Raw genomic sequence first — 25,312 nt, forward strand, 5'->3', positions numbered from 1 at the left:
CCGCGCCAGTCCGCAGGGCGCCCGCGCCGCGTTCGTTCCGCCCCACCTCTCGCCATACCCTTATCCGAGCCTGTCCCGTAGCGGGCAGACCTCCCTTGCCGCCGCCGCGCTGCAGCCAGCACAGACCTCATCCTTGCCCATGATCAACATCACGCTCCCCGACGGCAGCCGCCGCGAATTCGAATCCCCCGTCTCGGTGATGCAGGTCGCCCAGTCGATCGGCGCCGGCCTGGCCAAGGCCACCATCGCCGGCCAGGTCGACGGCCAGCTGGTCGATGCCAGCGACGTCATCGACCACGATGCCAGCCTGCGCATCATCACCGCCAAGGACGCCGAAGGTGTGGAGATCATCCGCCACTCCTGCGCGCATCTGGTCGGGCATGCGGTCAAGCAGCTGTACCCGGAGGTCAAGATGGTGATCGGCCCGGTCATCGCCGAAGGCTTCTACTACGACATCTACAGCGAACGCCCGTTCACGCCGGACGACATGGCCGCGATCGAGCAGCGCATGCAGGAATTGATCGCGCAGGACTACGACGTGATCAAGAAGGTCACCCCGCGCGCTGAGGTGATCGAGGTATTCGCCCAGCGCGGCGAGGAGTACAAGCTGCGCCTGATCGAGGACATGTCCGACGACATCACCGCGATGGGCCTGTACTACCACCAGGAATACGTGGACATGTGCCGCGGCCCGCACGTGCCCAACACGCGCTTCCTCAAGGCCTTCAAGCTGACCCGTATTTCCGGCGCCTACTGGCGCGGCGATGCCAAGAACGAGCAGCTGCAGCGCATCTACGGCACCGCCTGGGCCGACAAGAAGCAGCTGGACGCCTACATCCTGCGCATGGAAGAAGCCGACAAGCGCGACCATCGCCGCATCGGCAAGCAGCAGGACCTGTTCCATCTGCAGGAAGAGGCGCCGGGCCTGGTGTTCTGGCATCCCAAGGGCTGGTCGCTGTGGCAGGTGGTCGAGCAGTACATGCGCAAGGTCTATCGCGACAGCGGCTACGGCGAAGTGCGCTGCCCGCAGATCCTGGACGTGTCGCTGTGGCAGAAATCCGGCCACTGGGACAACTACCAGGACGCGATGTTCTTCACCGAGTCGGAGAAGCGCACCTATGCGGTCAAGCCAATGAATTGCCCGGGCCACGTGCAGGTGTTCAATCAGGGCCTGCACAGCTACCGCGACCTGCCGATCCGCTACGGCGAGTTCGGCGCCTGCCACCGCAACGAGCCCTCCGGCGCGCTGCACGGCATCCTGCGCGTGCGCGGCTTCACCCAGGACGACGGCCACGTGTTCTGCCTGGAATCGCAGATCGAAGCCGAAGTCACCGCGTTCCATCAGCAGGCACTGGCGGTCTACACCGCGTTTGGCTTTGAGGACATCGAGATCAAGATCGCGCTGCGTCCGGAAAAGCGCCTGGGCGACGACGTCACCTGGGACAAGGCCGAAGCCGCGCTGCGCAGCGCGCTGGGCGTCTGCGGGGTGGAGTGGCAGGAGTTGCCGGGCGAGGGCGCCTTCTACGGCCCCAAGATCGAGTACCACCTCAAGGACGCGATCGGCCGTACCTGGCAGCTGGGCACCATGCAGGTCGATTTCATGATGCCGGGCCGCCTCGGCGCCGAGTACGTGGACGAGCACAGCCAGAAGAAGCATCCGGTCATGCTGCACCGGGCGATCGTCGGCTCGATGGAGCGTTTCATCGGCATCTTGATCGAACACCACGCCGGCGCCTTCCCCGCCTGGCTCGCCCCGGTCCAGGTCGTTGTCGCAAATATCACCGACGCCCAGGCAGACTATGTCGACTCGGTTCGGAAAACCCTTGCAAATCAAGGCTTCCGTGTGAGCGCCGATTTGCGTAACGAGAAGATCGGATATAAGATTCGCGAGCATACGCTGCAACGCGTGCCTTATCTGCTCGTGGTCGGTGACCGCGAGAAGGAAAACGGCGCCGTCGCCGTGCGGACACGCTCGGGAGAGGACCTCGGGACCATGACGGTCTCGGCCTTCATCGAACGTCTGCAGGCAGAGCAGGCAGCGTGAGCCAACCCCGGCCGGTCTGGATGATCCGGATGCGCCGGTTCGATTCCCCTGGGAGATTGCAATATCAGTACCCCTGACAACAAACAGAACCGCAAGAACCAAGAAATCCGTGTGCCGCGCGTCCGCGTGATAGGCAGTGACGGTGAGATGGTCGGCGTGTTGTCGCGCGACGAAGCGCTCGCCAAGGCCGAGGAAGAAGGCCTGGATCTGGTCGAAATCCAGCCGCAGGCCGATCCGCCGGTCTGCAAGATCATGGATTTCGGCAAGTTCAAGTTCGAGCAGCAGAAAAAGGCCAACGAGGCCAAGAAGAAGACCAAGCAGGTCGAGATCAAGGAACTCAAGTTCCGTCCGGTCACCGACGAGGGTGACTACCAGATCAAGCTGCGCAACATGCGCCGCTTCCTGGAAGAGGGCGACAAGGTCAAGGTCAATATCCGCTTCCGTGGCCGTGAAATGAGCCACCAGGAGCTGGGGCGCGAAATGGCGTCCCGGATCGAGGCCGACCTGGGCGACGACATCGTCATCGAGTCGCGTCCGCGCCTGGAAGGGCGCCAGATGGTCATGATGATCGCGCCGAAGAAGAAGATCTGATCCCGCGCCAGGGCAGGCTCGACGGGCCAGCCCTGGCCGGCGACAGCATCCATTTGCAAGAATTCCCGGCAACGGGCATACTGCGCGGCCTGGTTTTGCCGGGGCGCCGCGCAAGCGGTACAGGACCTGTCCGGATCGTGTTCGATCAAGGACTTACAAGCAGGCAAGGGCAAGGATGGAAAGCGTGGTCGCAAGACTGCCGCCCGGGTCAGTGACAAAACACCATCAAGGACATTGCAATGCCCAAGATCAAGACCAACCGGGCGGCGGCCAAGCGTTTCCGCAAGACCGCCTCCGGCAAGTACAAGTGCGGCCACGCAAACCGTAGCCATATCCTCACGAAGAAAGCGACCAAGCGGAAGCGCAACCTGCGGCAGACGAACCACGTCCGTGCCGAGGACGCTGGCCGTCTCGATCGTATGCTTCCCTACCTCTGAGGACTGACCCATGGCACGAGTAAAGCGTGGCGTACAGGCGCGTCGCCGCCACAAGAAAATTCTGACCCTGGCGAAGGGTTACTACAACGCTCGCCGCAAGGTCTTCCGCGTTGCCAAGCAGGCAGTCATCAAGGCGCAGCAGTACGCCTACATTGGCCGCAAGCAGAAGAAGCGTAACTTCCGTTCGTTGTGGATCACCCGCATCAATGCGGCTGCCCGCATCAACGGCTTGAGCTATAGCCGTTTCATGAATGGCCTGCTCAAGGCTGGCATCACCCTGGACCGCAAGGTGCTGGCTGATATCGCCGTGCACGACGCCGCCGGCTTTGCCGCGCTGGCGGAGAAGGCCAAGGGCGCGCTGGCGGCGTAAATGCAGGTCCCTCTGCAAGAGCCCGCACATCCATGTGCGGACTTTTGAAGGGATAGCGTCTCGAAGGGGTTTGCGCATTCGTGTACAGGCCTCCGGCGAGGGCAAGCAGATATGCAGGGGGAAGGGCGCGAGTCCTTCCCCTTTTGCGTTTTTAGATGGCCGGCATCGCTGACTGGATGCCGGGCTAGACCAGATTTGAGTGGCAATGCGTTCCGGTGCATCCGGAAACACCGTTCGGTTGACGCAGTTGAGGCGCGAGTGCAATGAGTGAGATTCAATCCCTGACCGAGCGTGCGCTGGCCGATGTCGCCGCCGCGCAGACGCCGGACCAACTGGAAGCCTTGCGCGTCGCATTGCTCGGCAAGAGCGGCAGCATCACCGCCCAGCTCAAGCAGCTCGGCACGCTGCCGGCCGATCAGCGAAAGGCCGCTGGCGAAGCGATCAACCTGTCGCGCGATGCGCTGACCGCGGCGTTGTCCGAGCGCAAGCACACGCTGGAAAACGCCGCGCTGGACGCACGTCTGGCCGGGGAGCGTATCGATGTCACCTTGCCGGGGCGTCGCAGCGAACGCGGTGGATTGCACCCGGTTACGCGCACGCTTGAGCGCATCGTCGAGATCTTTGCGCGCCTGGGCTATGAGTTGTCCGATGGTCCGGAGATCGAGGACGACTGGCACAACTTCGAAGCCCTGAACTTTCCGCCGCACCATCCGGCGCGCGCAATGCACGACACGTTCTATTTCGGCGATGGCCGCCTGTTGCGCACCCACACCTCCGGCGTGCAGGTGCGTTACATGGATGCGCACAAACCGCCGCTGCGCATGATCGCGGCCGGCAAGGTGTACCGCTCCGATTCGGACCAGACCCATTCGCCGATGTTCCATCAGGTCGAAGGCCTGCTGGTCGACGAACACTCCAACTTCGCCGATCTCAAGGGCACCTTGTCCGAGTTCGTGCGGGCGTTCTTCGAGCGCGATTTCGAGATGCGCTTCCGCCCCAGCTATTTCCCGTTCGTGGAACCGGGCGCGGAAGTGGACATCGCCTGGCAGCAGCCGGACGGCAGCACCCGCTGGCTGGAAGTGCTCGGCTGCGGCATGGTGCACCCCAACGTGCTGCGCAGCGTCGGCATCGACCCGGAGCGCTACACCGGCTTCGCGTTCGGCCTGGGCGTGGAGCGCTTTGCGATGCTGCGCTACGGCGTCAACGACCTGCGCGCATTCTTCGAAAACGACGTGCGTTTTCTCAGGCAGTTCGCCTGACGGCGGGGGATTGGGGATTCGGGATTGGGGATTCGCAACGGCGCCCCGGTCCGCCCCAGACTCCGTCGACGCGTTTTAGCTAATCCCCAATCCCGAATCCCCAATCCCGGCTCCTCATGAAATTCTCTGAAAATTGGCTGCGCAGCCACGTTCCCATCCAGGCGAGCCGCGACGAGCTTGCCGCGACGCTGACGGCGATCGGTCTGGAGGTCGAAGAGGTCACGCCACTGGGCGAGGCGCTGGGGCAGGTGGTGGTGGCGCGTATCGTCGAGGCGGTGCGTCATCCGGAAGCCGATCGTCTGCAGGTCTGCAGTGTCGACGCAGGGCAGGGCGAGTTGCTGCAGATCGTGTGTGGCGCGCCCAATGCGCGTGCCGGTCTGGTTGCACCGCTGGCGCTGGTCGGTGCGCAGGTCGGCGCGCTCACCATCACTGCGGCCAAGCTGCGCGGGGTGGCGTCCAACGGCATGCTGTGCTCGGCCAAGGAGCTGGGGCTGGACAGCGATGCGTCCGGCCTGTTCGAGCTGCCCGACGATGCGCCGGTGGGTCAGGCGCTGGCCGAGTACCTGGGCCTGCCCGATGCCAGCATCGAGATCAAGCTGACGCCCAATCGCGCCGACTGCTTCAGCGTGCGCGGCATCGCTTTCGATGTGGCGGCCGCCTGCGCCAGCGCAGTGGTGGCCTTTGAAGCCGGTGCGGTGGCGCCGGTGTCCACGCGCACGCTGGCGGTGGAATTGCATGCCGGCAACGCTGCGCCGCGCTATTGCGGACGGGTGATCGAAGGTATCGACCCGGCCGCAACAACGCCGGTGTGGCTGGCCGAGCGGCTGCGTCGCAGCGGCGTGCGTCCGGTCTCGCTGCTGGTGGACATCACCCAGTACGTGATGCTGGAACTTGGCCAGCCGATGCATGCGTTCGATCTGGACACCCTGCAAGGCCCGATCGGCGTGCGCCATTCGCGCAGCGGCGAGCAGCTGGCGTTGCTGGACGGGCGGCAGGTCACGCTGGACGACAGCTTCCTGACCATCACCGATGCCGACCGCCCGGTCGCATTGGCCGGCCTGATGGGCGGCCTGGATACCCGCGTCACCGACACCACGCGCAACGTGTTCCTGGAGTCGGCTTACTTCGATCCGGCCGCAATCATGGGGCGTGGCCGCAAGTTCGGTCTGCATACCGATGCCGGGCATCGTTTCGAGCGTGGTGTGGATCCGGCATTGCCGCCACAGGCGATCGAAGTGGCGACGCGGCTGGTGCTGGAACTGGCCGGTGGTGCGCCGGGCCCAGTGGTGCATGCGCAATTGCCGGAGCATCTGCCACAGCCGGTGCGCATCCTGCTGCGGCGTGCGCGGATTGCGCGCGTGCTCGGTATCCAGATTGACGATGCCGAGGTCGTGCGCATTCTGGGTGCGCTTGGCATGCAGCTGGAGGCGGTTGCCGAAGGCTGGCAGGTGATGGCGCCGAGCCGTCGCTTCGATATCGCCATCGAAGAGGATCTGATCGAGGAACTGGCGCGTATCCACGGGTACGACCGCGTGCCGACCACGCTGCCGGGCGGCGCAAGCCGGATTGCGATGCCGAGCGAAACCCAGCTCGATGAGCTCAGCGTGCGGCGCCAGCTGGTGGCGCGCGAGCTGCAGGAAACCATCAATTACGCCTTCGTCGACGCCACCTTGCTGGAGCGCTGGCAGCTGACCGACGGCCTGGTGCCGTTGGCCAATCCGCTCAGCGCCGAGCTGGCGATCATGCGTCCGCGCCTGTTGCCGGGCCTGGTGGCGACGCTGGGCCGCAATGCCGCCCGCCAGGCCGGGCGGGTGCGCCTGTTCGAGCTGGGCAAGGTGTTCGCGGCCGCGTCCGATGCCGGCGCCGCCCCGCAGGAGTCGCAGCATGTCGCCGCGGCCGTGTGCGGCGATGCCCTGGCGCTGCAGTGGGGCGAGCCCGCGCGCAAAGTGGACTTCCACGATCTGAAGGGCGACCTGATGGCGCTGGCCGCGGCCAGTGGCGCGGGGCTGGAGTTCCAGCCCTCTGCCCAGCCCTTCGGGCATCCGGGGCGCTCGGCCGACATCCATCGCGATGGCGTGTGCATCGGCTGGATCGGGCAGGTGCATCCGCGCCTGGCCAAGGCATTGGACATCGACGTGGATGTGATCGCGTTCGAACTGCAGCTGACGGCGTTGGTCAAGCGTGCGCTGCCGCGTGCCGGCGAGCTGTCGCGGTTCCCCTCGGTGCGTCGCGATCTGGCCTTCCTGGTCCCGGAAGAGGTGAGCTGGGCGGCGCTGTCGAGCAGCGTGCGCACCACCGTCGGGCCGTTGTTGCGCGAGGTGCAGCTGTTCGACCGCTACGTCGGGCAGGGGGTCGAGCCAGGTTTCAAGAGTCTGGCTATGGGCTTGATTTTGCAGGATAACTCGCGCACTCTCACCGACCGGGACGTCGACGCAGTCGTTGCCGATGTGGTGGCCGTGATCGAGCGCGAACACCGCGCCCGGATCCGGAGTTGAGGCGGTAACCAGGGGATTGGCATGGCATTGACGAAAGCGGAGATGGCCGAACGTCTGTTCGACGAGGTCGGTCTGAACAAGCGCGAGGCAAAGGAATTTGTCGACGCGTTCTTCGATGTGCTGCGCGATGCGCTGGAGCAGGGCCGTCAAGTGAAGCTGTCCGGTTTCGGCAACTTCGATCTGCGGCGCAAGAATCAACGGCCCGGTCGCAATCCCAAGACCGGCGAGGAAATTCCGATCTCGGCCCGCACGGTGGTGACTTTCCGTCCGGGCCAGAAGCTCAAGGAGCGGGTGGAGGCTTATGCTGGATCCGGGCAGTAATCGCGAACTACCGCCAATCCCGGCCAAGCGCTACTTCACCATCGGCGAAGTCAGCGAGCTGTGCGACGTCAAGCCGCATGTGCTGCGCTATTGGGAAACCGAGTTTCCGAGCCTGGAACCGGTCAAGCGGCGCGGCAACCGGCGCTACTACCAGCGCCACGACGTGCTGATGGTGCGCCAGATCCGTGGCCTGCTGTACGAGCAGGGTTACACCATCGGCGGCGCACGCCTGCGTCTTGAAGGCGATGGCGCCAAGAGCGAGTCGGCGCTGAGCAACCAGATCATCAAACAGGTGCGCATGGAGCTGGAAGAGGTTCTGCAACTGCTGCGCCGCTAGGAAAACGTTTCACAAAGCCGCTATAATCGCAGGCCGCCCTCGCGGCGGACGCAACATCTTCGGGGTATAGCGCAGCCTGGTAGCGCACTAGTCTGGGGGACTAGTGGTCGTCGGTTCGAATCCGGCTACCCCGACCAAACACGGAGCCCATGTCTTCACGGACATGGGCTTTTTTGTTGCGCCGCACAATGCGATCGGCGGTCTGTCATACGCCTGACACGATATGTCCATCGGCATACTGCACAGCAGCATGAAATGCCTGGCCGAGCCCGTTTGGTTGCGGTTCTGTTCGCTATGGACCTGGGTCACGCAATGTCGCTAAGTCCCCGAAAATGCTCCAAATCATTGGCGGCGGATTCGTACTTGGATCACGTTTTGTTAACGCTGCAACGACGAACTTGAATCAATAGGCCAACGCCGTCAAAAAAATGGCGAGCAGCGTCTTGCGATGCGTTGGTTCTATGCCATAGTGCACTGCAACACGTCACACCTGTCGTGATCCCAAGCGTCTTGGGATGAATTTCTCTGTCGTACGTTCTTGCTGGCGTGTTGGCCGGTTGAATGCTGCGCGAGGTCCTGTCCCACCCAACCGAGGCAGCCAGCCACACGCATGAAAAAACTGATCGGACGATTTTGCCAAGGCCTCAGCCTGGCGTTGATCTGCTCGATGGCACTGGGCGCATGCAGCACCGGTCCGAAGATGGCCGATTCGCTGCCGCTTCCGGATCCGCTCGCGATGTCCGCCGTGCAACCGGAGTATCGACTTGCCCCAGGCGACTTGCTGTTGTTCAAGGTGTTCCAGGTCGACGATCTGGAGCGGCAGGTCCGCATCGATCAGAACGGCCACATCTCGCTGCCGTTGATCGGCGACGTCAAGGCAGCCGGCCTGGGTGTCGGCGAGCTGGAAAAGCTGGTGGCAGAACGCTACGCCGCCGGTTATCTGCAGCAGCCGCAGGTGTCGGTGTTCGTGCAGGAATCCAATGGTCGCCGGGTCACGGTGACCGGTGCGGTCGACGAGCCGGGCATCTATCCGGTGATCGGCGCCAACCTGACCCTGCAGCAGGCCATCGCGCAGGCCAAGGGCGTCAGCACCGTGGCCAGCCGCGGCAACGTCATCGTGTTTCGCACCGTCAACGGTCAAAAGATGATCGCCAGATTCGATCTGACCCAGATCGAGAAGGGGGCCAACCCGGATCCTGAGATCTACGGCGGCGACATCGTTGTGGTGTACCGCTCCGACGCACGCGTCTGGCTGCGCACCATGCTGGAACTGACCCCCCTTGTGATGGTGTGGCGCGCTTACCGATGAGTATGAATTCAGACAATCGTTCTTCCCCGTCTCATCGTCACGGGCATCTCGAGCTGGCCGACGTTGGCTTGCTCGACTACTGGCGCGCGCTGGTCTCACAGCGCTGGTTGATCATTCTGATCACCGTCGGGGCAGTGGCACTGGCGTTTGGCGTCACCCTGCTGATGCCGGAAAAATACCGCGCCACCAGCACGCTGCAGATCGAGCGCGACTCGCTCAACGTGGTGAATGTCGACAACCTGATGCCGGTGGAATCGCCGCAGGATCGCGATTTCTACCAGACCCAGTACCAGCTGCTGCAGAGCCGCTCGCTGGCCCGTGCGGTGATCCGCGAAGCCAAGCTCGATCAGGAGCCGGCGTTCAAGCAGCAGGTCGACGAAGCGCTGGAAAAGGCTGCTGCCAAGAATCCGGAAGCCGGCAAGTCGGTCGACTCGCGCCAGGCCATCATCGAGCGCAGCCTGACCGATACGCTGCTGGCCGGGCTGGTGGTCGAGCCGATCCTCAATTCGCGCCTGGTCTACGTCAACTACGATTCGCCGGACCCGGTGCTGGCTGCCAAGATCGCCAACACCTATACCAAGGTCTTCATCGTCAGCACGCAGGAACGCCGCATCAAGGCATCCTCGTTCGCGACCAAGTTCCTGGCCGAGCGCCTGGAGCAGTTGCGCGACAAGGTGGAGGACTCAGAGAAGAATTTGGTCTCCTATTCCACCGACGAGCAGATCGTGTCGGTGGGCGACGACAAGCCATCGCTTCCGGCGCAGAACCTCAGCGACCTCAATGCGATGTTGGCATCGGCGCAGGACGCCCGCATCAAGGCCGAGGCAGCCTGGCGTCAGGTCAGCAGCGGTGACGCGATGTCGCTGCCGCAGGTGCTGAGCAATCCGCTGATCCAGAGCCTGCGCGGCGAGCAGATCCGCTTGAACACCGAATATCAGCAAAAGCTGTCGACCTTCAAGCCTGACTATCCGGAAATGCAGCGTCTGAAGGCGCAGATCGAAGAGTCGCGTCGCCAGATCAATGGCGAGGTCCTCAATATCCGCCAGTCGCTGAAGGCGACCTACGACGCATCGGTGCATCAGGAGCAGCTGCTCAACCAGCGCATCGCCGGGTTGCGTAACGATGAGCTCGATCTGCAGAGCCGCAGCATCCGCTACAACATGCTCAAGCGCGACGTCGATACCAACCGCCAGCTCTACGATGCGCTCCTGCAGCGCTACAAGGAGATCGGTGTGGCGAGCAACGTCGGCGCCAACAACGTGACCATCATCGATACCGCAGACGTGCCTACGTCTAAGACTTCGCCGAAACTTAAACTGAACCTCGCTTTGGGCTTCATCTTTGGCGTATTCCTGGGTGTGGCTGTGGCACTGGTGCGCTACTTCCTGCGTGGCACGGCCGCGCAGACGCGGTTGGACTGACATCGTCGTGTTGCACAACGATGGTTAATTGAAGTGACAACTGATTCAGCGTGGAAAAGGTTGGATCCCGTATGTTTCGGGCTCCTTCGTTTGAAAGTTTGTCTCTGTTGAAACAAAGGGCTGTCGTGCGATCTGGGGTCGGTAGGTATTACCGCGGTGATCGCCCGACGGAGATGATTGAAAGCTCGCGTGCGTTTCGTATGTTCCCCCGCATGCGCCGTATCGAGTTTGGAGGACATCCCCATGCTTTTGGCAGACTTGAGTAGCGCGACTTACACCACATCCTCGCCGCGATTGTTGTCCAAGTATTCGGCTGCGGCCGATCTGGTCCTGCGCGTCTTCGACCTCACCATGGTCGTGGTCTCCGGGCTAATCGCCTATCGCATCGTCTTCGGCTCCTGGGTGCCTGCGGCACCGTACCGGGTCGCCATCGCCACCACGCTGTTGTACTCGGTGATCTGCTTTGCGCTGTTCCCGTTGTATCGCAGCTGGCGCGGTCGCGGGCTGTTGAGCGAGCTGATGGTGCTGGGCGGTGCATTCGGCGGCGTGTTTGCGCTGTTCGCGGTACATGCGCTGATCGTGCAGGTCGGCGAGCAGGTCTCGCGCGGCTGGATCGGCCTGTGGTTCGTCGGTGGGCTGGCCTCGCTGGTGGCGGCCCGCACGGTGCTGCGCGGCTTCCTGAATCACCTGCGTACCCAGGGTGTGGATGTGCAGCGGGTGGTGGTGGTCGGTCTGCGTCACCCGGTGATGAAGATCAATCACTACCTCAGCCGCAACCCCTGGGTCGGCATGAACCTGGTCGGTTATTTCCGCACACCGTACGACATTGCCGTGACCGAGCAGCGTCAGTCGCTGCCGTGCCTGGGCGATCCGGACGCGCTGATCGAGTACCTGAAGGACAACCAGGTCGAGCAGGTGTGGATCTCGCTGCCGCTGGGCGAACGTGACCACATCAAGCAGTTGCTGCAGCGCCTGGATCGCTATCCGATCAACGTGAAGCTGGTGCCGGACCTGTTCGACTTCGGTCTGTTGAACCAGTCCGGCGAGCAGATTGGCAACGTGCCGGTGATCAACTTGCGCCAGGGCGGTGTGGACCGCGACAACTACTTCGTGGTCGCCAAGGCGCTGCAGGACAAGATCCTGGCCGTGGTTGCGCTGATGGGCCTGTGGCCTTTGATGGCTGCGATTGCGGTCGGTGTGAAGATGAGTTCGCCGGGCCCGGTGTTCTTCCGCCAGCGTCGTCATGGCCTGGGTGGGCGCGAGTTCTACATGTTCAAGTTCCGCTCGATGCGTGTGCATGACGACCATGGCACCACCATCCAGCAGGCGACCAGGAACGACACCCGTATCACCCGTTTCGGTGCGTTCCTACGCCGCAGCAGCCTGGACGAGTTGCCGCAGATCTTCAACGTGCTCGGTGGCAGCATGTCGATCGTGGGGCCGCGCCCGCATGCCGCGCAGCACAACACCCATTACGAAAAGCTGATCAATCACTATATGCAGCGCCATTACGTCAAGCCGGGCATCACCGGTTGGGCGCAGGTCAATGGATTCCGTGGTGAAACCCCGGAGCTGCGCACCATGAAGAAGCGCATCCAGTACGACCTGGACTACATCCGTCGTTGGTCGCTGTGGCTGGATATCCGCATCATCGTGCTGACCGCAGTGCGTGTGCTCGGACAGAAGACCGCGTACTGATGATGGCGGGGAGTGTGCGACCTGGCGCGCCGAGCGCCGCGGGCGGCTGCATCGCAGCCGCCCCTCTCAAGCAGGCGTCTGCATGCTGATCCGAATGAGCGACGAGGCCCGCGTTCGCTGGCACAACCTGCTGATCGAGCTGACGCTGCTGGTCGGCGTCGGTTACAACCTGCTGCTGGCGCTGATCAACGCGAACGTGTTCACCGTACGTCCGGTGATCACTTACGCAGTCGAGTTCATGGTCTACGCCGCGTGTTTCCTGCTCGGCCTGGGTTCGATGAGCCGCAAGCGCATTGCATTGATCATCAGCGGCCTGGGGCTGATCGTCACCTTGATGTTCGTGCGCTTCCTGGTGAACTGGCAGATCGATCCGAAGTTCTTCCGCGACGCGCTGGTGGTGTTTGCGTTCGTGGTGCTTGGTTCGGCTTACACCGGGTCGGTGCCCAAGCTGTTCGTGCGCATGACCATCATCGTGTCGTTGGTTGCGGCGTTCGAACTGGCGATGCCCAGCGCCTATGGCGATCTGGTCAACCCGAAGAGCTTCTTCGTCAACGCGCGCGGCATGAGCGCGGAAGGGTTCTGGAACGAAGACAGCAACCTGTTCGTCAGCGCCACGCGTCCGGGCGAGCGCAACTTCCTGCCGGGCTCCAATCTTCCCCGCGCCTCCTCGATGTTCATCGAGCCGGTGACGATGGGTAACTACATCTGCTTCTTTACCGCGATCGTGCTGGTGTTCTGGCGCTGGATGCGTCCGGCGATGCTGATCCTGTCGGTCGGTTTGATCGGTTTCATGGTCGTGGCCTCCGACGGCCGACTTGCGGCGGGCACCTGCGTGCTGATGGTGCTGCTGTCGCCGCTATTGAAACGCCTGGATCAACGGTTGGCGTTCCTGGTCTTCCTGCTCGTGATCATGACGGCGTGGTTGCTGGTGTGGATCACCGGGATCACGGCCTATCAGGACAACACGATGGGCCGGATCTTCTTCACCGTCAATTCGATGAACAACCTGTCCTTCAACTCGTGGATGGGCCTGGATTTTGCGCAGGCGTACCGTTACTTCGACAGCGGCATTGCCTACTTCATCGCATCGCAGTCGATCGTCGGCGTGCTTGCATTCCTGCTGTCGTACTCGTTCCTGTTGTTGATGCCGAGCAAGGAAGGGCAGTTGTTCAAGAACCTGGCGATCTTTGCGTTCGCGCTGAGCCTGCTGGTGTCCAACGGCTACTTCTCGATCAAGACGTCGGCATTGTGGTGGTTCGTGTGCGGCTGCCTGTGGCACATGCGGCCGACCTGGTCTGCTGCCAGCGCTACGCAGCTGCCCAGACAGGATCCGGCCGACGAGGATGCGCGATTGCCACTGCCCGCGGGAGGTACGCGATGAGTGTGGCGGCAACGCAAGCACCACAACCGGTGGCACCGGTCGTCGGTGCGTCCGTTGCCACCGGCGGGCGCAGCCGCGACCCGCGTATCGATGCCACCAAGGCCCTGGCGATCCTGTTGGTGGTGTTCTGCCACGCCAAGGGCGTGCCGCATGCGATGACGTTGTTTGCCTACAGCTTCCACGTGCCGCTGTTTTTCATGGTGTCCGGCTGGCTGGCGGCGGGCTATGCGTCGCGGACCACCGGCTTGCCGCAGACCATCAGCAAGCAGGCACGCAGCCTGTTGCTGCCGTATGTGACGTTTTATCTGCTTGGCTACGCGTACTGGTTGCTTACGCGCAATATCGGCGAGAAGGCGGCGCGCTGGGGCAGCCATCCGTGGTGGGAGCCGATCGTCGCGATGTTCACCGGCATCGGCCCCGATCTGTATGTGCAGCCCCCGCTATGGTTCCTGCCGGTGATGCTGGTGACGGTGCTGAGCTATGTGGTGCTGCGCCGCTGGCTGTCGCCGGTGGTGATCGCGGTGGCGTCGTTGATCCTGGCCTGGTGCTGGATGCGCTGGTTTCCGGGCCAACAGGTCCGGCTTTTTTTTGGCCTGGACGTTCTACCGGTGTCGCTGTGTTTCTACGCGCTGGGCGCCTTGCTGATCCATGTTTCCGCACGTCTGCCGAGCTCCTTGCCGGTGAGCGCGCTGGCGACCGTGCTGCTGGCGTTGCCGGTGGCCTGGCTGGCCGATCGTAATGGCCGCATCGACGTCAACATGCTGGAGTTTGGCCGCAACCACGTCGGGTTTGTGGTCAGCGCAGTACTTGGCTCACTGATGGTGATCTGTGCCGCACGGTTGGTGCAGGGCTGGGCCTGGATACAGTGGATCGGCCGCAATACCTTGCTGATCCTGTGCACCCATATGCTGGTGTTCTTCGTGCTCTCCGGTGTTGCGGCGCTGGCCGGCGGATTCGCTGCCTCGCGCCCGGGCCTGGGCTGGGCAGTGTTCGTGACGGTGTTTGCGCTGCTCGCGTGCGTGCCGCTGCGCTGGTTGCTGATGCGTTTTGCGCCGTGGACCCTGGGTGCCCGCCCGGTGGCGGCATGAACGGCGCTGCGCCATGACCACCGCACCGTATTCCAACGCGGCCCGGCACGGCGGCCTGGGTGCCAAGGCTGCGCCGGCGCCTGCATTGACCCGCGATTGGCAGATCGATGCAGCAAAGGCGCTGGCGATCGTCCTGGTGGTGCTGGGGCATGCCAACGGCATGCCGGCCGCCTACAAGTTGTTCGCCTACAGTTTTCATGTGCCGCTGTTTTTCGTGCTGTCCGGCTGGGTCGGCGAGCGCTTCGGCCACCGCGCAATGACGGTGGCGACGATTGCGAAGTTGGCGCGCACGTTGCTGGTTCCCTATGTCGCGTTTTTCCTGGTGGCCTACGCCTGCTGGCTGCTGATGGGAGTGACCAGCCGCGCGGCGCATCCATCGCATGTGCTGCCGTGGTGGGATCCATTTGTGGGCCTGTTCTGGGCCAATGGCACGCGTCTGTACGTGCTTCCGGCGTTGTGGTTCCTGCCTGCCTTGTTCGTCACCACGCTGGCCTACATCGCCTTGCGCACGCGCCTGACGACGGCGGCCCTGGCGGCAGTCAGTTTGTTGCTCGCCTTGGCATGGGCGGGCTGGTTTCCGTCGTTGCACCTGCGGCTTCCGTTGGCGCTGGATGTATTGCCTGTCGCGCTGTTCTTCATCGCCGTGGGCGGATGGCTGTCGCGCTACGCCGATGCACTGCGCGCGCTTGGCGCCTCGGCATGGGTGTTGGCACTGCCGGTGCTGGCAGCAGCGTGGTGGTGGCTGGCCGGATGGAACGGGCAAGTGGATGTGAACAATCTGCAGTTCGGGCATTCCGCTGCGGTATTCCTGCTGGTCAGCCTGCTGGGTACCGCAATGACTTTGTGCGTGGCGTATTTCGTTCGACAGTGGCGTTGGCTGCAGTGGATCGGTGGCAATACCTTGCTGATCCTGTGCACGCACACATTGGTGTTTCTGGTGCTCACCAGTGTGGTGGCACGAACGGGTGTGATCGCTCGCAGCCTGATCGGCACACCGGCCTGGGCGATGGGCCTGAGCGCATTTGCTGTCGCGGTCAGCGTGCCGATGCGCGCGGTGCTGGTGCGCGTTGCACCATGGATGTTGGGATTGAAACGCAAATGACGAGCTTCCAGAATGATCAGCCGAGCATGCAGATGTGTCTGCGTCGCTGGCACAGGAGATTGGCGCAATGAAAGTGGTGCATGTCGTCCGCCAATTCCATCCTTCGATCGGGGGCATGGAGGAAGTCGTTCTCAATGTGGCCCGTCAACACCAGGCCACCAGTGCCGATACGGTGGAGGTCGTGACGCTGGATCGGGTGTTTACCGATCCGGGCGCGCAGCTTGCGCAGCAGGAGACGTATCAGGGCTTGCCGATCCGACGCATCGGTTATCGCGGCTCGTCGCGTTATCCGTTGGCGCCGTCCGTGCTGAGCGCGATCCGCTCGGCCGATCTGGTGCATCTGCATGGCATCGATTTTTTCTACGACTATCTGGCGCTGACCAAACCGCTGCATGGCAAGCCGATGGTGGTGTCCACGCACGGCGGCTTCTTCCACACCGCGTATGCCTCGCGGATGAAGCAGCTATGGTTTCAAACGCTCACCCGCACTTCGGCATTGGCGTATGCGCGGGTGATCGCCACCAGCGAGAACGACGGCGAGCTGTTCGCCAAGGTGGTGTCGCCGGCGCGTTTGCGGGTGATCGAAAACGGCGTGGATGTGGAGAAATACGCAGGGCAGGGCGCAGCCACGCCGGGACGGACCATGATGTATTTCGGCCGCTGGTCGGTGAACAAGGGCTTGATCGAAACCCTGGAGCTGCTGCAGGCGGTATTGCAGCGCGACCCGCAGTGGCGCCTGATCATCGCCGGGCGCGAATACGATTTGAACGAGGCCGACCTGCGCAAGGCGATCGCCGAGCGGGGCTTGCAGGACAAGGTGCAGCTCAGCATGTCGCCGTCGCAGGAGCAATTGCGCAGCCTGATGCAGCAGGCGCAGTTCTTCGTCTGCCTGTCGCGCCATGAAGGCTTCGGCATCGCTGCGGTCGAAGCGATGAGTGCCGGCCTGATTCCGATCCTCAGCGACATCCCGCCGTTCGTGCGTCTCGCCAGCGAATCGGGGCAGGGCGTGATCGTCAACCGCGACCGGATCGATGCGGCCGCAGAGCAGGTACAGACGCTAGCGCTGCAGGCGGATGCCGATTTCGATACGCGTCGTGCAGCGTCCATGGCGTATGTGAGCCGCTACGACTGGAAGCATGTGGTCGGGCGCTACGTCGACGAATACCACACCGCGTTGGGCACCCGCCGTACCCAGGAGGCAGTGCGATGAGCGCGCCTGCATCGGCAGCGAGTGCGCGTGCGTCCGCGCAGCCGCAGGTGACCGTGCTGTTCTCCACCGAGAAGCCCAATGCCAGCACCAATCCGTACCTGACCCAGCTTTACGCATCGCTGCCCGCTGCAGTGCAGCCGCGCTTCTTTTCGATGCGCGATGCGCTGTTGTCGCGCTACGACGTGCTGCATCTGCATTGGCCGGAATATCTGCTGCGCCATCCCAGCGCGATCGGCACCCTGGCCAAGCAGATGTGTGCGGCGCTGTTGCTGCTCAAGCTGCAGCTGACCGGCACGCCGGTGGTGCGCACCTTGCACAACCTGGCACCGCACGAGGATCGCGGCTGGCGCGAGCGCGGCCTGTTGCGCTGGATCGATCGGCTGACGCGTCGCTGGATCCGCATCAACGCGACCACGCCGCCGCGACCGCCATTCACTGACACCATCCTGCACGGCCATTATCGCGAGTGGTTTGCAAAGATGCCGCAAGGCACGCCGGTTCCGGGGCGGCTGCTGCATTTCGGTCTGATCCGCCCGTACAAGGGCGTGGAAACGCTGCTGGAGGTGATGCGTCAGGTCGACGATCCGCGCCTGAAGCTGCGTATTGTCGGCAACCCGGCCACGCCGCAGATGCGCAGCCTGGTGGAGGAGGCCTGCGCGCAGGATCCGCGTGTGAGTGCCTTGCTGGCTTATGTCGAAGAGCCGGTGCTGGCACGCGAAGTCAGCGAGGCCGAGCTGGTGGTGCTGCCGTACCGGCAGATGCACAACTCCGGCACCTTGTTGCTGGCGTTGTCGCTGGCGCGCCCGGTGCTGGCACCGTGGAGCGAATCCAATGCGGCGATTGCCGAAGAAGTGGGGCCGGGCTGGGTGTTTCTCTATGACGGCGAATTCGATGCGGCGCTGCTGACCGGCATGCTGGACCAGGTGCGTGCCGCGCCGCGCGGCCCGGCACCGGATCTCTCGCAACGCGACTGGCCACGGATCGGACAGCTGCACTACCGCACCTACCTGGAAGCGCTCGGCAAGGATGGAGACGCCGCGCTGTGACCGCAGAGATCCCGACGATGAATTCCCCCACGCCGCCGCCACAGCGCAGCCTCGGTTCGCGCGCCGCCGGCGGCGCAGCGGTGACCATGATCGGCCAGTCGGCCAAGATGGTCGTGCAGTTCGGCGGCATCATCCTGCTGGCGCGCCTGCTGACGCCTTACGACTACGGCCTGATGGCGATGGTCACCGCGATTGTCGGTGCGGCCGAGATCCTGCGCGATTTCGGCCTGTCTGCCGCTGCCGTGCAGGCCAAGCATGTCAGCCGCGAGCAGCGCGACAACCTGTTCTGGATCAACAGCGGCATCGGCTTGTCGCTGTCGGTGATGGTGTACGCCTCTGCCCATGTGATCGCCAACTTCTACAAGGAGCCGGCGCTGGTGACGATCTCCCAGGCGCTGGCGGTGACCTTCCTGATCAACGGCATGACCACGCAGTACCGCGCGCATCTGAGCCGCGGGCTGCGGTTTGGCCAGGTCGCGCTCAGCGATGTGGGATCGCAGGTGCTGGGCCTGGGCGCGGCCGTCGCTGCCGCCTTGCTGGGCTGGGGCTATTGGGCGCTGGTGGTGCAGCAGGTGGTGCAGGCGGTGGTCAATTTCATCATCGCGGCGAGCTGTGCACGCTGGTTGCCGGGCGGATACCAACGCTCGGCGCCGATGCGCGACTTCATGAGCTTCGGCTGGAACCTGATGGCCGCGCAGTTGCTGGGCTATGCCAGCCGCAACGTTGGCCAGGTCATCATCGGTTGGCGCACCGGCCCGGACGCACTGGGCCTGTACAACCGTGCGTTTCAGCTGTTGATGATGCCGTTGAATCAGATCAACGCGCCGGCCACCAGCGTGGCGTTGCCGGTGTTGTCGCAGCTGCAGGACGACCGCGAACGCTTCAGCGCCTTCCTGCTGCGCGGGCAGACGGTGATGGTGCATCTGATCGTTGCGCTGTTCGCCTTCGCCTGCGCGCTGGCCATGCCGCTGATCGTGCTGGTGCTGGGCGAGCAGTGGCGCGAGGCGGTGCCCCTGTTCCAGGTGCTGACGCTGGGCGGTATTTTCCAGACCGCGTCCTATGCAACCTACTGGGTGTTCCTTGCCAGGGGCCTGATGCGCGCGCAGTTGCTGTTCTCGCTGGTCAGCCGCATCGTGCTGATCGGCTGTATCTTCGTCGGCTCGCGCTGGGGCGCGATGGGCGTGGCGATCGGTTATTCGTTCGGCCTGCTGGTGACCTGGCCGTTGTCGCTGGTCTGGGTCGGCAAGATCTCCGACGCACCGGTGGCTGCACTGTTCACCAATGCGGTGCGCGCGATGACCGCGTACGGCGTGGCGGGCGTGTGCGCGTACTACGCATCCATCACCGTCGGTGGCCCGCTGTGGCAGCAGCTGGCCGTTGGTGCGGCCACGATGGCGGCGGTCTGTCTGCTGGCGTTGGCGATCTGGCCGGCGTTCCGTCGCGACGTCATTGCCATTCTCAACATCCGCAAGTTGCTGAGGCAGGCCAAGGCACGCCAATGAGATCGACATCGTCTTCGCCTGCGTTCCTGCATGCTTTCTCCCACTCATTCATAGGACACGGCCCATGAGCGATACACCCGCCGCCGCTTCCGGCATTCGCCGGCCTTGCTATCTGGTCCTGTCCGCCCACGATTACCGCACGCCACGGCGTGCGAATATCCACTTCATCACCGATCAACTCGCGCTGCGCGGCACCACGCGGTTTTTCTCGCTGCGCTATAGCCGGCTATCGCGCATGAAGGGCGACATGCGGCTGCCGCTGGACGACACCGCGAATACCGTGGTGTCGCACAAGGGCGTGGAGTGCTATCTGTGGCGCACGACGGTGCATCCGTTCAACACGCGCCGCGCCTGGCTGCGTTCTGTCGAAGATGCGATGTTCCGCTGGTATGCCGCGCATCCGCCACGTCAGCTGCTGGACTGGATGCGCGAGGCGGACGTGATCGTGTTCGAAAGCGGTATCGCGGTGGCCTTCATCGAGCTGGCCAAGCGCGTCAATCCGGCAGCGAAGCTGGTCTATCGCGCTTCCGACGGCCTGAGCACGATCAATGTCGCGTCCTATATCGAGCGCGAGTTCGATCGGGTTGCACCGACGCTGGATGTGATCGCATTGGTGTCGCCGGCAATGGCGGAGGAAGTGGCAAGCCGCGACAATGTGTATCACGTCGGTCACGGTGTGGATCACAACCTGGATCAGCTGGGCGACCCGTCGCCGTACGGCGAGGGCATCCATGCGGTCGCGGTGGGCTCGATGTTGTTCGATCCGGACTTCTTCGTGGTTGCCAGCAAGGCGTTCCCGCAGGTCACGTTCCATGTGATCGGCTCGGGCATGGGCCGGCATCCCGGCTATGGCGACAACGTGATCGTCTATGGCGAGATGAAGCACGCCGAGACCATCGGCTACATCAAGCACGCCCGTTTCGGGATCGCGCCGTACGCATCCGAGCAGGTGCCGGTGTATCTGGCCGATAGTTCGATGAAGTTGCTGCAATACGATTTCTTCGGCCTGCCTGCGGTGTGTCCGAATGCCGTCGTGGGGCCGTATCAATCGCGTTTCGGCTACACTCCCGGCAACGGTGAGTCGGTCATTGCGGCGATCAGTCGCGCGCTGGAAGCACCGCGCGTGCGTTACCGCCAATGCCTGAATTGGTCCGACACCACCGACCGCGTACTGAATCCAGGTGCGTATCCGGAAACCCGTTTGTACCCGCAGCAAGATGGCGCAGCGGTGCGTGCTTCTTCGGAGGCCGCGCTCTCGCACTGATGCAGCGCACCCAACTTTAGAAGGAGACTGCTCGTTATGGCCAATGCTTTGCTGCAGAAATGGATCGAACATGCGGAACGCCGTGCCTTGTTCTGGTGGCAGCCGAAGAACGCTGGCGTCAACATGGGCGATCATCTGTCCAAGGTGATTGTGTCCTGTGTGCTCTCCTTGCAGGACAAGACGCTGATCGAGAAGCGTGATCTCAGCAAGAAGCTGATCGCCATCGGGTCGGTGCTGCATTTTGCCAAGGACGGCGACACCGTCTGGGGCAGCGGCATCAACGGCAAGATTCCCGCCGAGCGAAATACCTTCAGCACGCTCGATGTGCGTGCAGTACGTGGTCCGAAGACGCGTCAGTTCCTGCTCGACCGCGGGATCGCGGTACCGGAAGTCTATGGCGACCCCGGTCTGCTGACACCGATGTTTTTCCCCGCCGATGCGCTGGGAACGGCGAACAAGCGCCCCTTCGCTATCGTTCCGCATTTCAACGAGCCGGTCGAGAAGTACAGCGCGTACGCGGACCATCTGGTATTTCCCAACGTCAAACCTGCAACCTTCATGAGTGCGTTGCTGGGCGCCGAGTTGGTGATCAGCAGTTCGCTGCACGGGCTGATTCTTGCCGAAGCGTACGGGATTCCGGCGGTGTACCTGGATTGGGGCAACGGCGAGGATCGTTTCAAGTACGACGACTACTACAACGGCACCGGACGCATGCAGTGGCACTCGGGCAACAGCGTGGAAGAGTGCCTGAAGCTTGGCGGTAACGGCGATTTTGACCTGGAGAAACTGCAGGCCGGGCTGCTGGCCGCGTTTCCTTACGACCTTTGGTGATTCGATGATGCACGGCCGGCAGGTGGATACGGAGACGACAGCAACCGCCAACACGGCGATGCCGCAGGGCGTGGTGATTCCGCTCGGCGGATTTCCGGTGCTCTCCACCACGCAGGAAGCGTTTGCACTGGAATTGTTTCACGCATTGGCCGCCCGGCAACCACGCCGGGTGTTTTTTGCCAACACCAATTTCATCGTGCAATGCCAGGCACTGCGGCTGCGCATGCGCGAGCCCAGCGTGCGCATCGTCAATGACGGCATCGGCATGGATCTGGCAGCGCGCCTGATCCATGGCCGCCGCTTTGCCGGCAACCTCAATGGCACCGACCTGATTCCGTATCTGTGTCGCGAGGCCGCGCAGCCGCTCAAGTTCTTCCTGCTCGGTGGTCGTCCGGGCGTGGGCAAGACCGCTGCCGCGACCTTGACTGGAACCCTGGGCCAGCAGGTGGTCGGCATGTGCGACGGCTACGGCGAATTTGCCGCCGCCGGCGAGGGCCTGGCCGAGCGCATCAATCGCTCGGGCGCCGATGTGCTGCTGGTGGCCTTCGGCAACCCGCTGCAGGAGCGCTGGATCCTCGATCACAGCCATGCCTTGAACGTGCCGCTGGTGTTCGGGGTCGGCGCGTTGCTGGATTTCCTGTCCGGCACCGCCAAGCGTGCGCCGGATTGGGTACGGCGCGTGCATATGGAATGGATGTACCGGCTGCTCAACGAGCCGCGTCGTTTGCTCAAGCGCTATAGCTGGGATCTGCTGGTGTTCTTCCGCACCTGCCTGCGTGCGGGCAAGCACCTGCCGTGATGCATGCGCGGCGTTGGCTGGCTTAGCATGTAGGCATGCATCCGACCGCCGCCAGCTTGATCCATTCGCTCGAACTCGCTCCGCATCCCGAGGGCGGGCATTTCCGTCGCGTGTACGCGTCCGCGCGCCAGGTGAGCGAGGGCGGTCAACCGCGCCCGGCGTTGACCGCCATCCGCTTCCTGCTCGCTGCCGGCGAATGCAGCGCCTGGCATCGCGTCGATGCGGAAGAAAGCTGGCATTGGCAGCAGGGCGATGCGCTGGAGCTATCGATCTACGACGAGGCCAGCGGACAGCTGCAACGCCTGATCCTGGATGCCGCCGAGCGCGGTGAGCCGATGCACGTGGTGCCGGCAGGGTGCTGGCAGGCGGCGCGGTCGCTTGGCGATTTCACCCTGGTGGGCTGCACGGTCTCGCCCGGATTCGTCTGGGAAGGATTCGCATTGCTCGACGGCGGCTCGCCACTGGCTGCGCACCTGGCCAGCCTGGATCCACGCTGAGCCATCCGCGGCTGCGGCGGCGAACATTTCCCTAACGCGGCCATGGCCGGCTTGGCGTAGTGTCCGCGTTCTCACACAGGGGGCGAGACGTGATGCGAGGCCAGCGGGCGGGGTGGGGCGTGGGAATGATGCTGGTATCGTTGCTGGCGTCGGCCAGCGATGGCACGCCGCCGCCGCCGGCCGCGCCATCGCCGCCGGCCGTGGTCGATCTGGAAGCGATGGTGGTGCGCGGCGTGCAGCCCGGCCCAGGCCTGTGGAAGGTCAGCAAGGGCGATCATGTGCTGTGGATCCTGGGCACCGTGTCGCCGCTGCCGAAGCGGCTGCAGTGGCAGTCGGCCGAGGTGGAAACGATCATCGGCCAATCGCAGCAGGTGCTGATGGCCCCGACCGTCCAGATCGATGCGGACATGGGGTTCTTCGGCAAACTGACCCTGTTGCCCTCGGCGATGAAGGCGATGAAGAACGAGGACGGCCGCGAACTGCGCGAGCTGCTGCCGGCCGATCTGTATGCGCGCTGGTCGGTTGCCAAGGCACGCTATCTCGGCAGCGACCGTGGGGTGGAGCGCAAGCGCCCGATGCTTGCCGCCGGCGAGTTGTATCAGGCGGCGATCAAACGCTCCGGCCTGGCGCGCTCGCCGGTGATCTGGTCGGTGGTGGAGCGTGCCGCCAAGCGCGCCGGGATCAAGCCGACCCCCACCGCGCTGGATTACAAGATCGCCGACCCGCGCCAGGCCATCAAGGAGTTCCGCGCCGGTGGCATGGACGATACCGCGTGCTTCCGCAGCATCCTGGTCACCGTCGAGCGCGACCTGCCCACGATGGTCGAGCGCGCCAACGCCTGGTCGGTGGGCGATATCGAGGCACTGCGCCAGTTGCCACGCGAGGATCCCCAGGCCGCCTGCATGAGCGCCCTGGCCAGTTCCGGCGCCGCCAGGAAGCGCGGCATCGACGATCTGGAACGGCGCATGCGCGAGCACTGGCTGAGCATCGCCACCACCGCGCTGCAACGCAATCGCAGCACCTTCGCGGTGCTGCCGATCAGCCGACTGACCGCAGCCGATGGCTATCTGGCGCGCTTGCAGGCGCTGGGATACGCGGTGGAAGCGCCCTGACACGTCGGCACGACTGCCCGGCGGTTGTGGTCTGGAACGAGGTGGCAATCGACTGACCGATCGCCGTCCTCGCAGGCAGGCGATGCGCATTGCGCGCTTCGGCGATCGATCGGCTCGGCCCACGCCAGCCACGGTATGCTGCGCGCCTTGTCCAACGAGACCTCCGTGTTGAACGCATTGCCGCTGCGCATTCTGGGCACCGGGCGCCATGTCCCCGCCACGGAGGTGACCTCGCAACAGCTGGATCAACGCTGGCAGCTGCCGGCAGGCACCACCTTGGCGCGCTCGGGAGTGGCCACGCGCCATTACGTGGGCGAGGGCGAGACGGCTTCGTCGATGGGTGCGGCGGCGGCGACCCAGGCGCTGGCAAGCGCGGGCATCGACCCCGGTCAGATCGATTGCCTGATCTCGGCCTGCAGCGTCATGGAGCAGCCGATTCCCTGCCAGGCGGTGCTGATCCAGCGCGCGCTCGGGCTGGGCGATTCGGGTATTCCGGCCTTCGACGTCAATGCGACCTGCCTGAGCTTTCTGGTGGCGCTGGACATGGCCGCGAACGCGTTGGCGCTCGGGCGCTACCGGTGCGTGTTGATCGTTTCCAGCGAGGTGGCATCGGGCGGGCTGGATGCATCGACGCCGGCCACCGCCGGCCTGTTTGGCGATGGCGCGGCCGCGGTGGTCGTGGGGCGCAGCGCCGCCGATGACGGCTCGGCACTGCTGTCCAGCCGCCTGTCCAGTTACGGCGATGGCGCGGAGCTGTGCCGCATTCGCGGCGGCGGCACCCGCTATCCACGCGGCGAAGAACAGTCGTCCGAGGCCTTGCGCAGCTTCAGCATGGATGGGCGCGGCGCCTACCGGTTCGCGGCGCGCCATCTGCCTGCGTTCTGGGAGCGGTTGCTGGGCGAGGCCGGCACCACCACGGCAGCGTTGCGCTGCCTGGTCCCGCACCAGGCCTCCGGTGGCGGCCTGGATCATGTGGTACAGGCGCTGGGGCTGCGCCCCGATCAGGTGATTCGCATCCTGCAGACCTCCGGCAACCAGGTCGCCGCCTCGCTGCCGCATGCCTTGCATCACGCCCGGATCGAACAGCGCATGCAGCGTGGCGATCTGGTTGCGCTGCTCGGCACCGGTGCCGGGCTGGCGATCGGCGGCATGGTGTTGCGGTACTAGGGCATGGCATGTTCCGACCAGGTCGCGCCCT

23 protein-coding genes and 1 tRNA gene are annotated in these 25,312 nt (G+C 64.0%); all 24 read left to right on the plus strand.

All coding sequences use genetic code 11. The features are described 5' to 3' along the window. Positions 1–139: 139 nt before the first annotated feature. The 24 genes from thrS to AC1KVE_RS03240 all read left to right on the plus strand — a co-directional run bounded on the left by thrS (position 140) and on the right by AC1KVE_RS03240 (position 25,281). Positions 140–2,044, plus strand: a complete 1,905-nt coding sequence (gene thrS, locus AC1KVE_RS03125) for a threonine--tRNA ligase (protein ID WP_046343264.1) — start codon at positions 140–142, stop codon at positions 2,042–2,044. Positions 2,045–2,092: 48 nt separating this feature from the next. Next, positions 2,093–2,635 (plus strand): translation initiation factor IF-3, encoded by a 543-nt coding sequence (infC, locus tag AC1KVE_RS03130; RefSeq protein WP_080591364.1) that lies wholly within the window; start codon positions 2,093–2,095, stop codon positions 2,633–2,635. Between the two features lie 239 nt (positions 2,636–2,874). Continuing rightward, positions 2,875–3,072 (plus strand): 50S ribosomal protein L35, encoded by a 198-nt coding sequence (gene rpmI / locus AC1KVE_RS03135; protein ID WP_002811096.1) that lies wholly within the window; start codon positions 2,875–2,877, stop codon positions 3,070–3,072. A 10-nt stretch (positions 3,073–3,082) separates the two neighbouring features. Beyond that, positions 3,083–3,442 (plus strand): 50S ribosomal protein L20, encoded by a 360-nt coding sequence (gene rplT, locus AC1KVE_RS03140; RefSeq protein WP_003484828.1) that lies wholly within the window; start codon positions 3,083–3,085, stop codon positions 3,440–3,442. Positions 3,443–3,705: 263 nt separating this feature from the next. Next, entirely contained in the window at positions 3,706–4,701 is a 996-nt protein-coding gene (gene pheS, locus AC1KVE_RS03145; RefSeq protein WP_016903312.1) for a phenylalanine--tRNA ligase subunit alpha, read from the plus strand. 116 nt (positions 4,702–4,817) lie between these two features. Then, positions 4,818–7,196, plus strand: a complete 2,379-nt coding sequence (pheT, locus tag AC1KVE_RS03150; protein ID WP_481091929.1) for a phenylalanine--tRNA ligase subunit beta — start codon at positions 4,818–4,820, stop codon at positions 7,194–7,196. 21 nt (positions 7,197–7,217) lie between these two features. Beyond that, the gene (locus AC1KVE_RS03155) at positions 7,218–7,517 is read left to right on the plus strand and encodes an integration host factor subunit alpha (RefSeq protein WP_002811076.1); all 300 of its coding nucleotides are present in this window, start codon (positions 7,218–7,220) and stop codon (positions 7,515–7,517) included. Next, positions 7,498–7,854 carry a MerR family transcriptional regulator gene (locus AC1KVE_RS03160; RefSeq protein ID WP_005995911.1) on the plus strand — a complete coding sequence of 119 codons (357 nt, stop codon included), beginning with the start codon at positions 7,498–7,500 and terminating at the stop codon, positions 7,852–7,854. Before AC1KVE_RS03155 ends, AC1KVE_RS03160 begins: the two co-directional genes overlap by 20 nt. A 60-nt stretch (positions 7,855–7,914) precedes the next feature. Then, positions 7,915–7,991, plus strand: a tRNA-Pro gene (locus tag AC1KVE_RS03165). Positions 7,992–8,464: 473 nt separating this feature from the next. Continuing rightward, complete coding sequence (locus tag AC1KVE_RS03170; RefSeq protein WP_016903310.1) at positions 8,465–9,163, plus strand: polysaccharide biosynthesis/export family protein; 699 nt, start codon at positions 8,465–8,467, stop codon at positions 9,161–9,163. Continuing rightward, positions 9,145–10,584 carry a GumC family protein gene (locus AC1KVE_RS03175; protein WP_179465573.1) on the plus strand — a complete coding sequence of 480 codons (1,440 nt, stop codon included), beginning with the start codon at positions 9,145–9,147 and terminating at the stop codon, positions 10,582–10,584. Before AC1KVE_RS03170 ends, AC1KVE_RS03175 begins: the two co-directional genes overlap by 19 nt. Positions 10,585–10,827: 243 nt before the next feature. Further along, positions 10,828–12,282 (plus strand): undecaprenyl-phosphate glucose phosphotransferase, encoded by a 1,455-nt coding sequence (locus tag AC1KVE_RS03180; RefSeq protein WP_046343239.1) that lies wholly within the window; start codon positions 10,828–10,830, stop codon positions 12,280–12,282. Positions 12,283–12,376: 94 nt separating this feature from the next. After that, complete coding sequence (locus AC1KVE_RS03185; RefSeq protein ID WP_180968686.1) at positions 12,377–13,663, plus strand: polysaccharide biosynthesis protein GumE; 1,287 nt, start codon at positions 12,377–12,379, stop codon at positions 13,661–13,663. After that, positions 13,660–14,751: an acyltransferase family protein gene (locus AC1KVE_RS03190; RefSeq protein WP_184378592.1), complete on the plus strand. Its 1,092-nt coding sequence runs from the start codon at positions 13,660–13,662 to the stop codon at positions 14,749–14,751. The genes AC1KVE_RS03185 and AC1KVE_RS03190 overlap by 4 nt, the downstream gene beginning before the upstream one ends. Positions 14,752–14,764: 13 nt before the next feature. Next, entirely contained in the window at positions 14,765–15,853 is a 1,089-nt protein-coding gene (locus tag AC1KVE_RS03195; protein WP_481091928.1) for an acyltransferase family protein, read from the plus strand. A 67-nt stretch (positions 15,854–15,920) separates the two neighbouring features. Further along, the gene (locus AC1KVE_RS03200; RefSeq protein ID WP_440583935.1) at positions 15,921–17,063 is read left to right on the plus strand and encodes a glycosyltransferase family 4 protein; all 1,143 of its coding nucleotides are present in this window, start codon (positions 15,921–15,923) and stop codon (positions 17,061–17,063) included. Then, positions 17,060–18,109 (plus strand): glycosyltransferase, encoded by a 1,050-nt coding sequence (locus AC1KVE_RS03205; RefSeq protein WP_126965996.1) that lies wholly within the window; start codon positions 17,060–17,062, stop codon positions 18,107–18,109. The genes AC1KVE_RS03200 and AC1KVE_RS03205 overlap by 4 nt, the downstream gene beginning before the upstream one ends. A gap of 17 nt (positions 18,110–18,126) precedes the next feature. After that, entirely contained in the window at positions 18,127–19,611 is a 1,485-nt protein-coding gene (locus AC1KVE_RS03210) for a lipopolysaccharide biosynthesis protein (RefSeq protein WP_104542483.1), read from the plus strand. 64 nt (positions 19,612–19,675) lie between these two features. Continuing rightward, positions 19,676–20,875: a GumK N-terminal domain-containing glycosyltransferase gene (locus AC1KVE_RS03215; protein WP_039522113.1), complete on the plus strand. Its 1,200-nt coding sequence runs from the start codon at positions 19,676–19,678 to the stop codon at positions 20,873–20,875. 36 nt (positions 20,876–20,911) lie between these two features. Next, the gene (locus AC1KVE_RS03220; RefSeq protein WP_039522111.1) at positions 20,912–21,706 is read left to right on the plus strand and encodes a polysaccharide pyruvyl transferase family protein; all 795 of its coding nucleotides are present in this window, start codon (positions 20,912–20,914) and stop codon (positions 21,704–21,706) included. A gap of 4 nt (positions 21,707–21,710) precedes the next feature. After that, positions 21,711–22,505: a WecB/TagA/CpsF family glycosyltransferase gene (locus tag AC1KVE_RS03225; protein ID WP_046343222.1), complete on the plus strand. Its 795-nt coding sequence runs from the start codon at positions 21,711–21,713 to the stop codon at positions 22,503–22,505. 35 nt (positions 22,506–22,540) lie between these two features. Next, entirely contained in the window at positions 22,541–23,002 is a 462-nt protein-coding gene (locus AC1KVE_RS03230; RefSeq protein ID WP_481091927.1) for a cupin domain-containing protein, read from the plus strand. A gap of 92 nt (positions 23,003–23,094) precedes the next feature. Then, on the plus strand, positions 23,095–24,114 hold the full coding sequence (locus AC1KVE_RS03235; RefSeq protein WP_481091926.1) for a TraB/GumN family protein: 1,020 nt from the start codon (positions 23,095–23,097) through the stop codon (positions 24,112–24,114). A gap of 135 nt (positions 24,115–24,249) precedes the next feature. After that, the gene (locus AC1KVE_RS03240) at positions 24,250–25,281 is read left to right on the plus strand and encodes a 3-oxoacyl-[acyl-carrier-protein] synthase III C-terminal domain-containing protein (RefSeq protein ID WP_481091925.1); all 1,032 of its coding nucleotides are present in this window, start codon (positions 24,250–24,252) and stop codon (positions 25,279–25,281) included. Positions 25,282–25,312: the final 31 nt, after the last annotated feature.

Source organism: Xanthomonas sp. NCPPB 2864, assembly GCF_056675615.1.

What these genes read in the sequence shown, in the direction of transcription:
- thrS (WP_046343264.1), top strand. Translation starts at nt 140, where the DNA reads ATGATCAACATCACGCTCCCCGACGGCAGCCGCCGCGAATTCGAATCC.
- rpmI (WP_002811096.1), top strand. Translation starts at nt 2,875, where the DNA reads ATGCCCAAGATCAAGACCAACCGGGCGGCGGCCAAGCGTTTCCGCAAG.
- rplT (WP_003484828.1), top strand. Translation starts at nt 3,083, where the DNA reads ATGGCACGAGTAAAGCGTGGCGTACAGGCGCGTCGCCGCCACAAGAAA.
- pheS (WP_016903312.1), top strand. Translation starts at nt 3,706, where the DNA reads ATGAGTGAGATTCAATCCCTGACCGAGCGTGCGCTGGCCGATGTCGCC.
- pheT (WP_481091929.1), top strand. Translation starts at nt 4,818, where the DNA reads ATGAAATTCTCTGAAAATTGGCTGCGCAGCCACGTTCCCATCCAGGCG.
- AC1KVE_RS03155 (WP_002811076.1), top strand. Translation starts at nt 7,218, where the DNA reads ATGGCATTGACGAAAGCGGAGATGGCCGAACGTCTGTTCGACGAGGTC.
- AC1KVE_RS03160 (WP_005995911.1), top strand. Translation starts at nt 7,498, where the DNA reads ATGCTGGATCCGGGCAGTAATCGCGAACTACCGCCAATCCCGGCCAAG.
- AC1KVE_RS03170 (WP_016903310.1), top strand. Translation starts at nt 8,465, where the DNA reads ATGAAAAAACTGATCGGACGATTTTGCCAAGGCCTCAGCCTGGCGTTG.
- AC1KVE_RS03180 (WP_046343239.1), top strand. Translation starts at nt 10,828, where the DNA reads ATGCTTTTGGCAGACTTGAGTAGCGCGACTTACACCACATCCTCGCCG.
- AC1KVE_RS03185 (WP_180968686.1), top strand. Translation starts at nt 12,377, where the DNA reads ATGAGCGACGAGGCCCGCGTTCGCTGGCACAACCTGCTGATCGAGCTG.
- AC1KVE_RS03190 (WP_184378592.1), top strand. Translation starts at nt 13,660, where the DNA reads ATGAGTGTGGCGGCAACGCAAGCACCACAACCGGTGGCACCGGTCGTC.
- AC1KVE_RS03195 (WP_481091928.1), top strand. Translation starts at nt 14,765, where the DNA reads ATGACCACCGCACCGTATTCCAACGCGGCCCGGCACGGCGGCCTGGGT.
- AC1KVE_RS03200 (WP_440583935.1), top strand. Translation starts at nt 15,921, where the DNA reads ATGAAAGTGGTGCATGTCGTCCGCCAATTCCATCCTTCGATCGGGGGC.
- AC1KVE_RS03205 (WP_126965996.1), top strand. Translation starts at nt 17,060, where the DNA reads ATGAGCGCGCCTGCATCGGCAGCGAGTGCGCGTGCGTCCGCGCAGCCG.
- AC1KVE_RS03210 (WP_104542483.1), top strand. Translation starts at nt 18,127, where the DNA reads ATGAATTCCCCCACGCCGCCGCCACAGCGCAGCCTCGGTTCGCGCGCC.
- AC1KVE_RS03215 (WP_039522113.1), top strand. Translation starts at nt 19,676, where the DNA reads ATGAGCGATACACCCGCCGCCGCTTCCGGCATTCGCCGGCCTTGCTAT.
- AC1KVE_RS03220 (WP_039522111.1), top strand. Translation starts at nt 20,912, where the DNA reads ATGGCCAATGCTTTGCTGCAGAAATGGATCGAACATGCGGAACGCCGT.
- AC1KVE_RS03225 (WP_046343222.1), top strand. Translation starts at nt 21,711, where the DNA reads ATGATGCACGGCCGGCAGGTGGATACGGAGACGACAGCAACCGCCAAC.
- AC1KVE_RS03230 (WP_481091927.1), top strand. Translation starts at nt 22,541, where the DNA reads ATGCATCCGACCGCCGCCAGCTTGATCCATTCGCTCGAACTCGCTCCG.
- AC1KVE_RS03235 (WP_481091926.1), top strand. Translation starts at nt 23,095, where the DNA reads ATGCGAGGCCAGCGGGCGGGGTGGGGCGTGGGAATGATGCTGGTATCG.
- AC1KVE_RS03240 (WP_481091925.1), top strand. Translation starts at nt 24,250, where the DNA reads ATGCTGCGCGCCTTGTCCAACGAGACCTCCGTGTTGAACGCATTGCCG.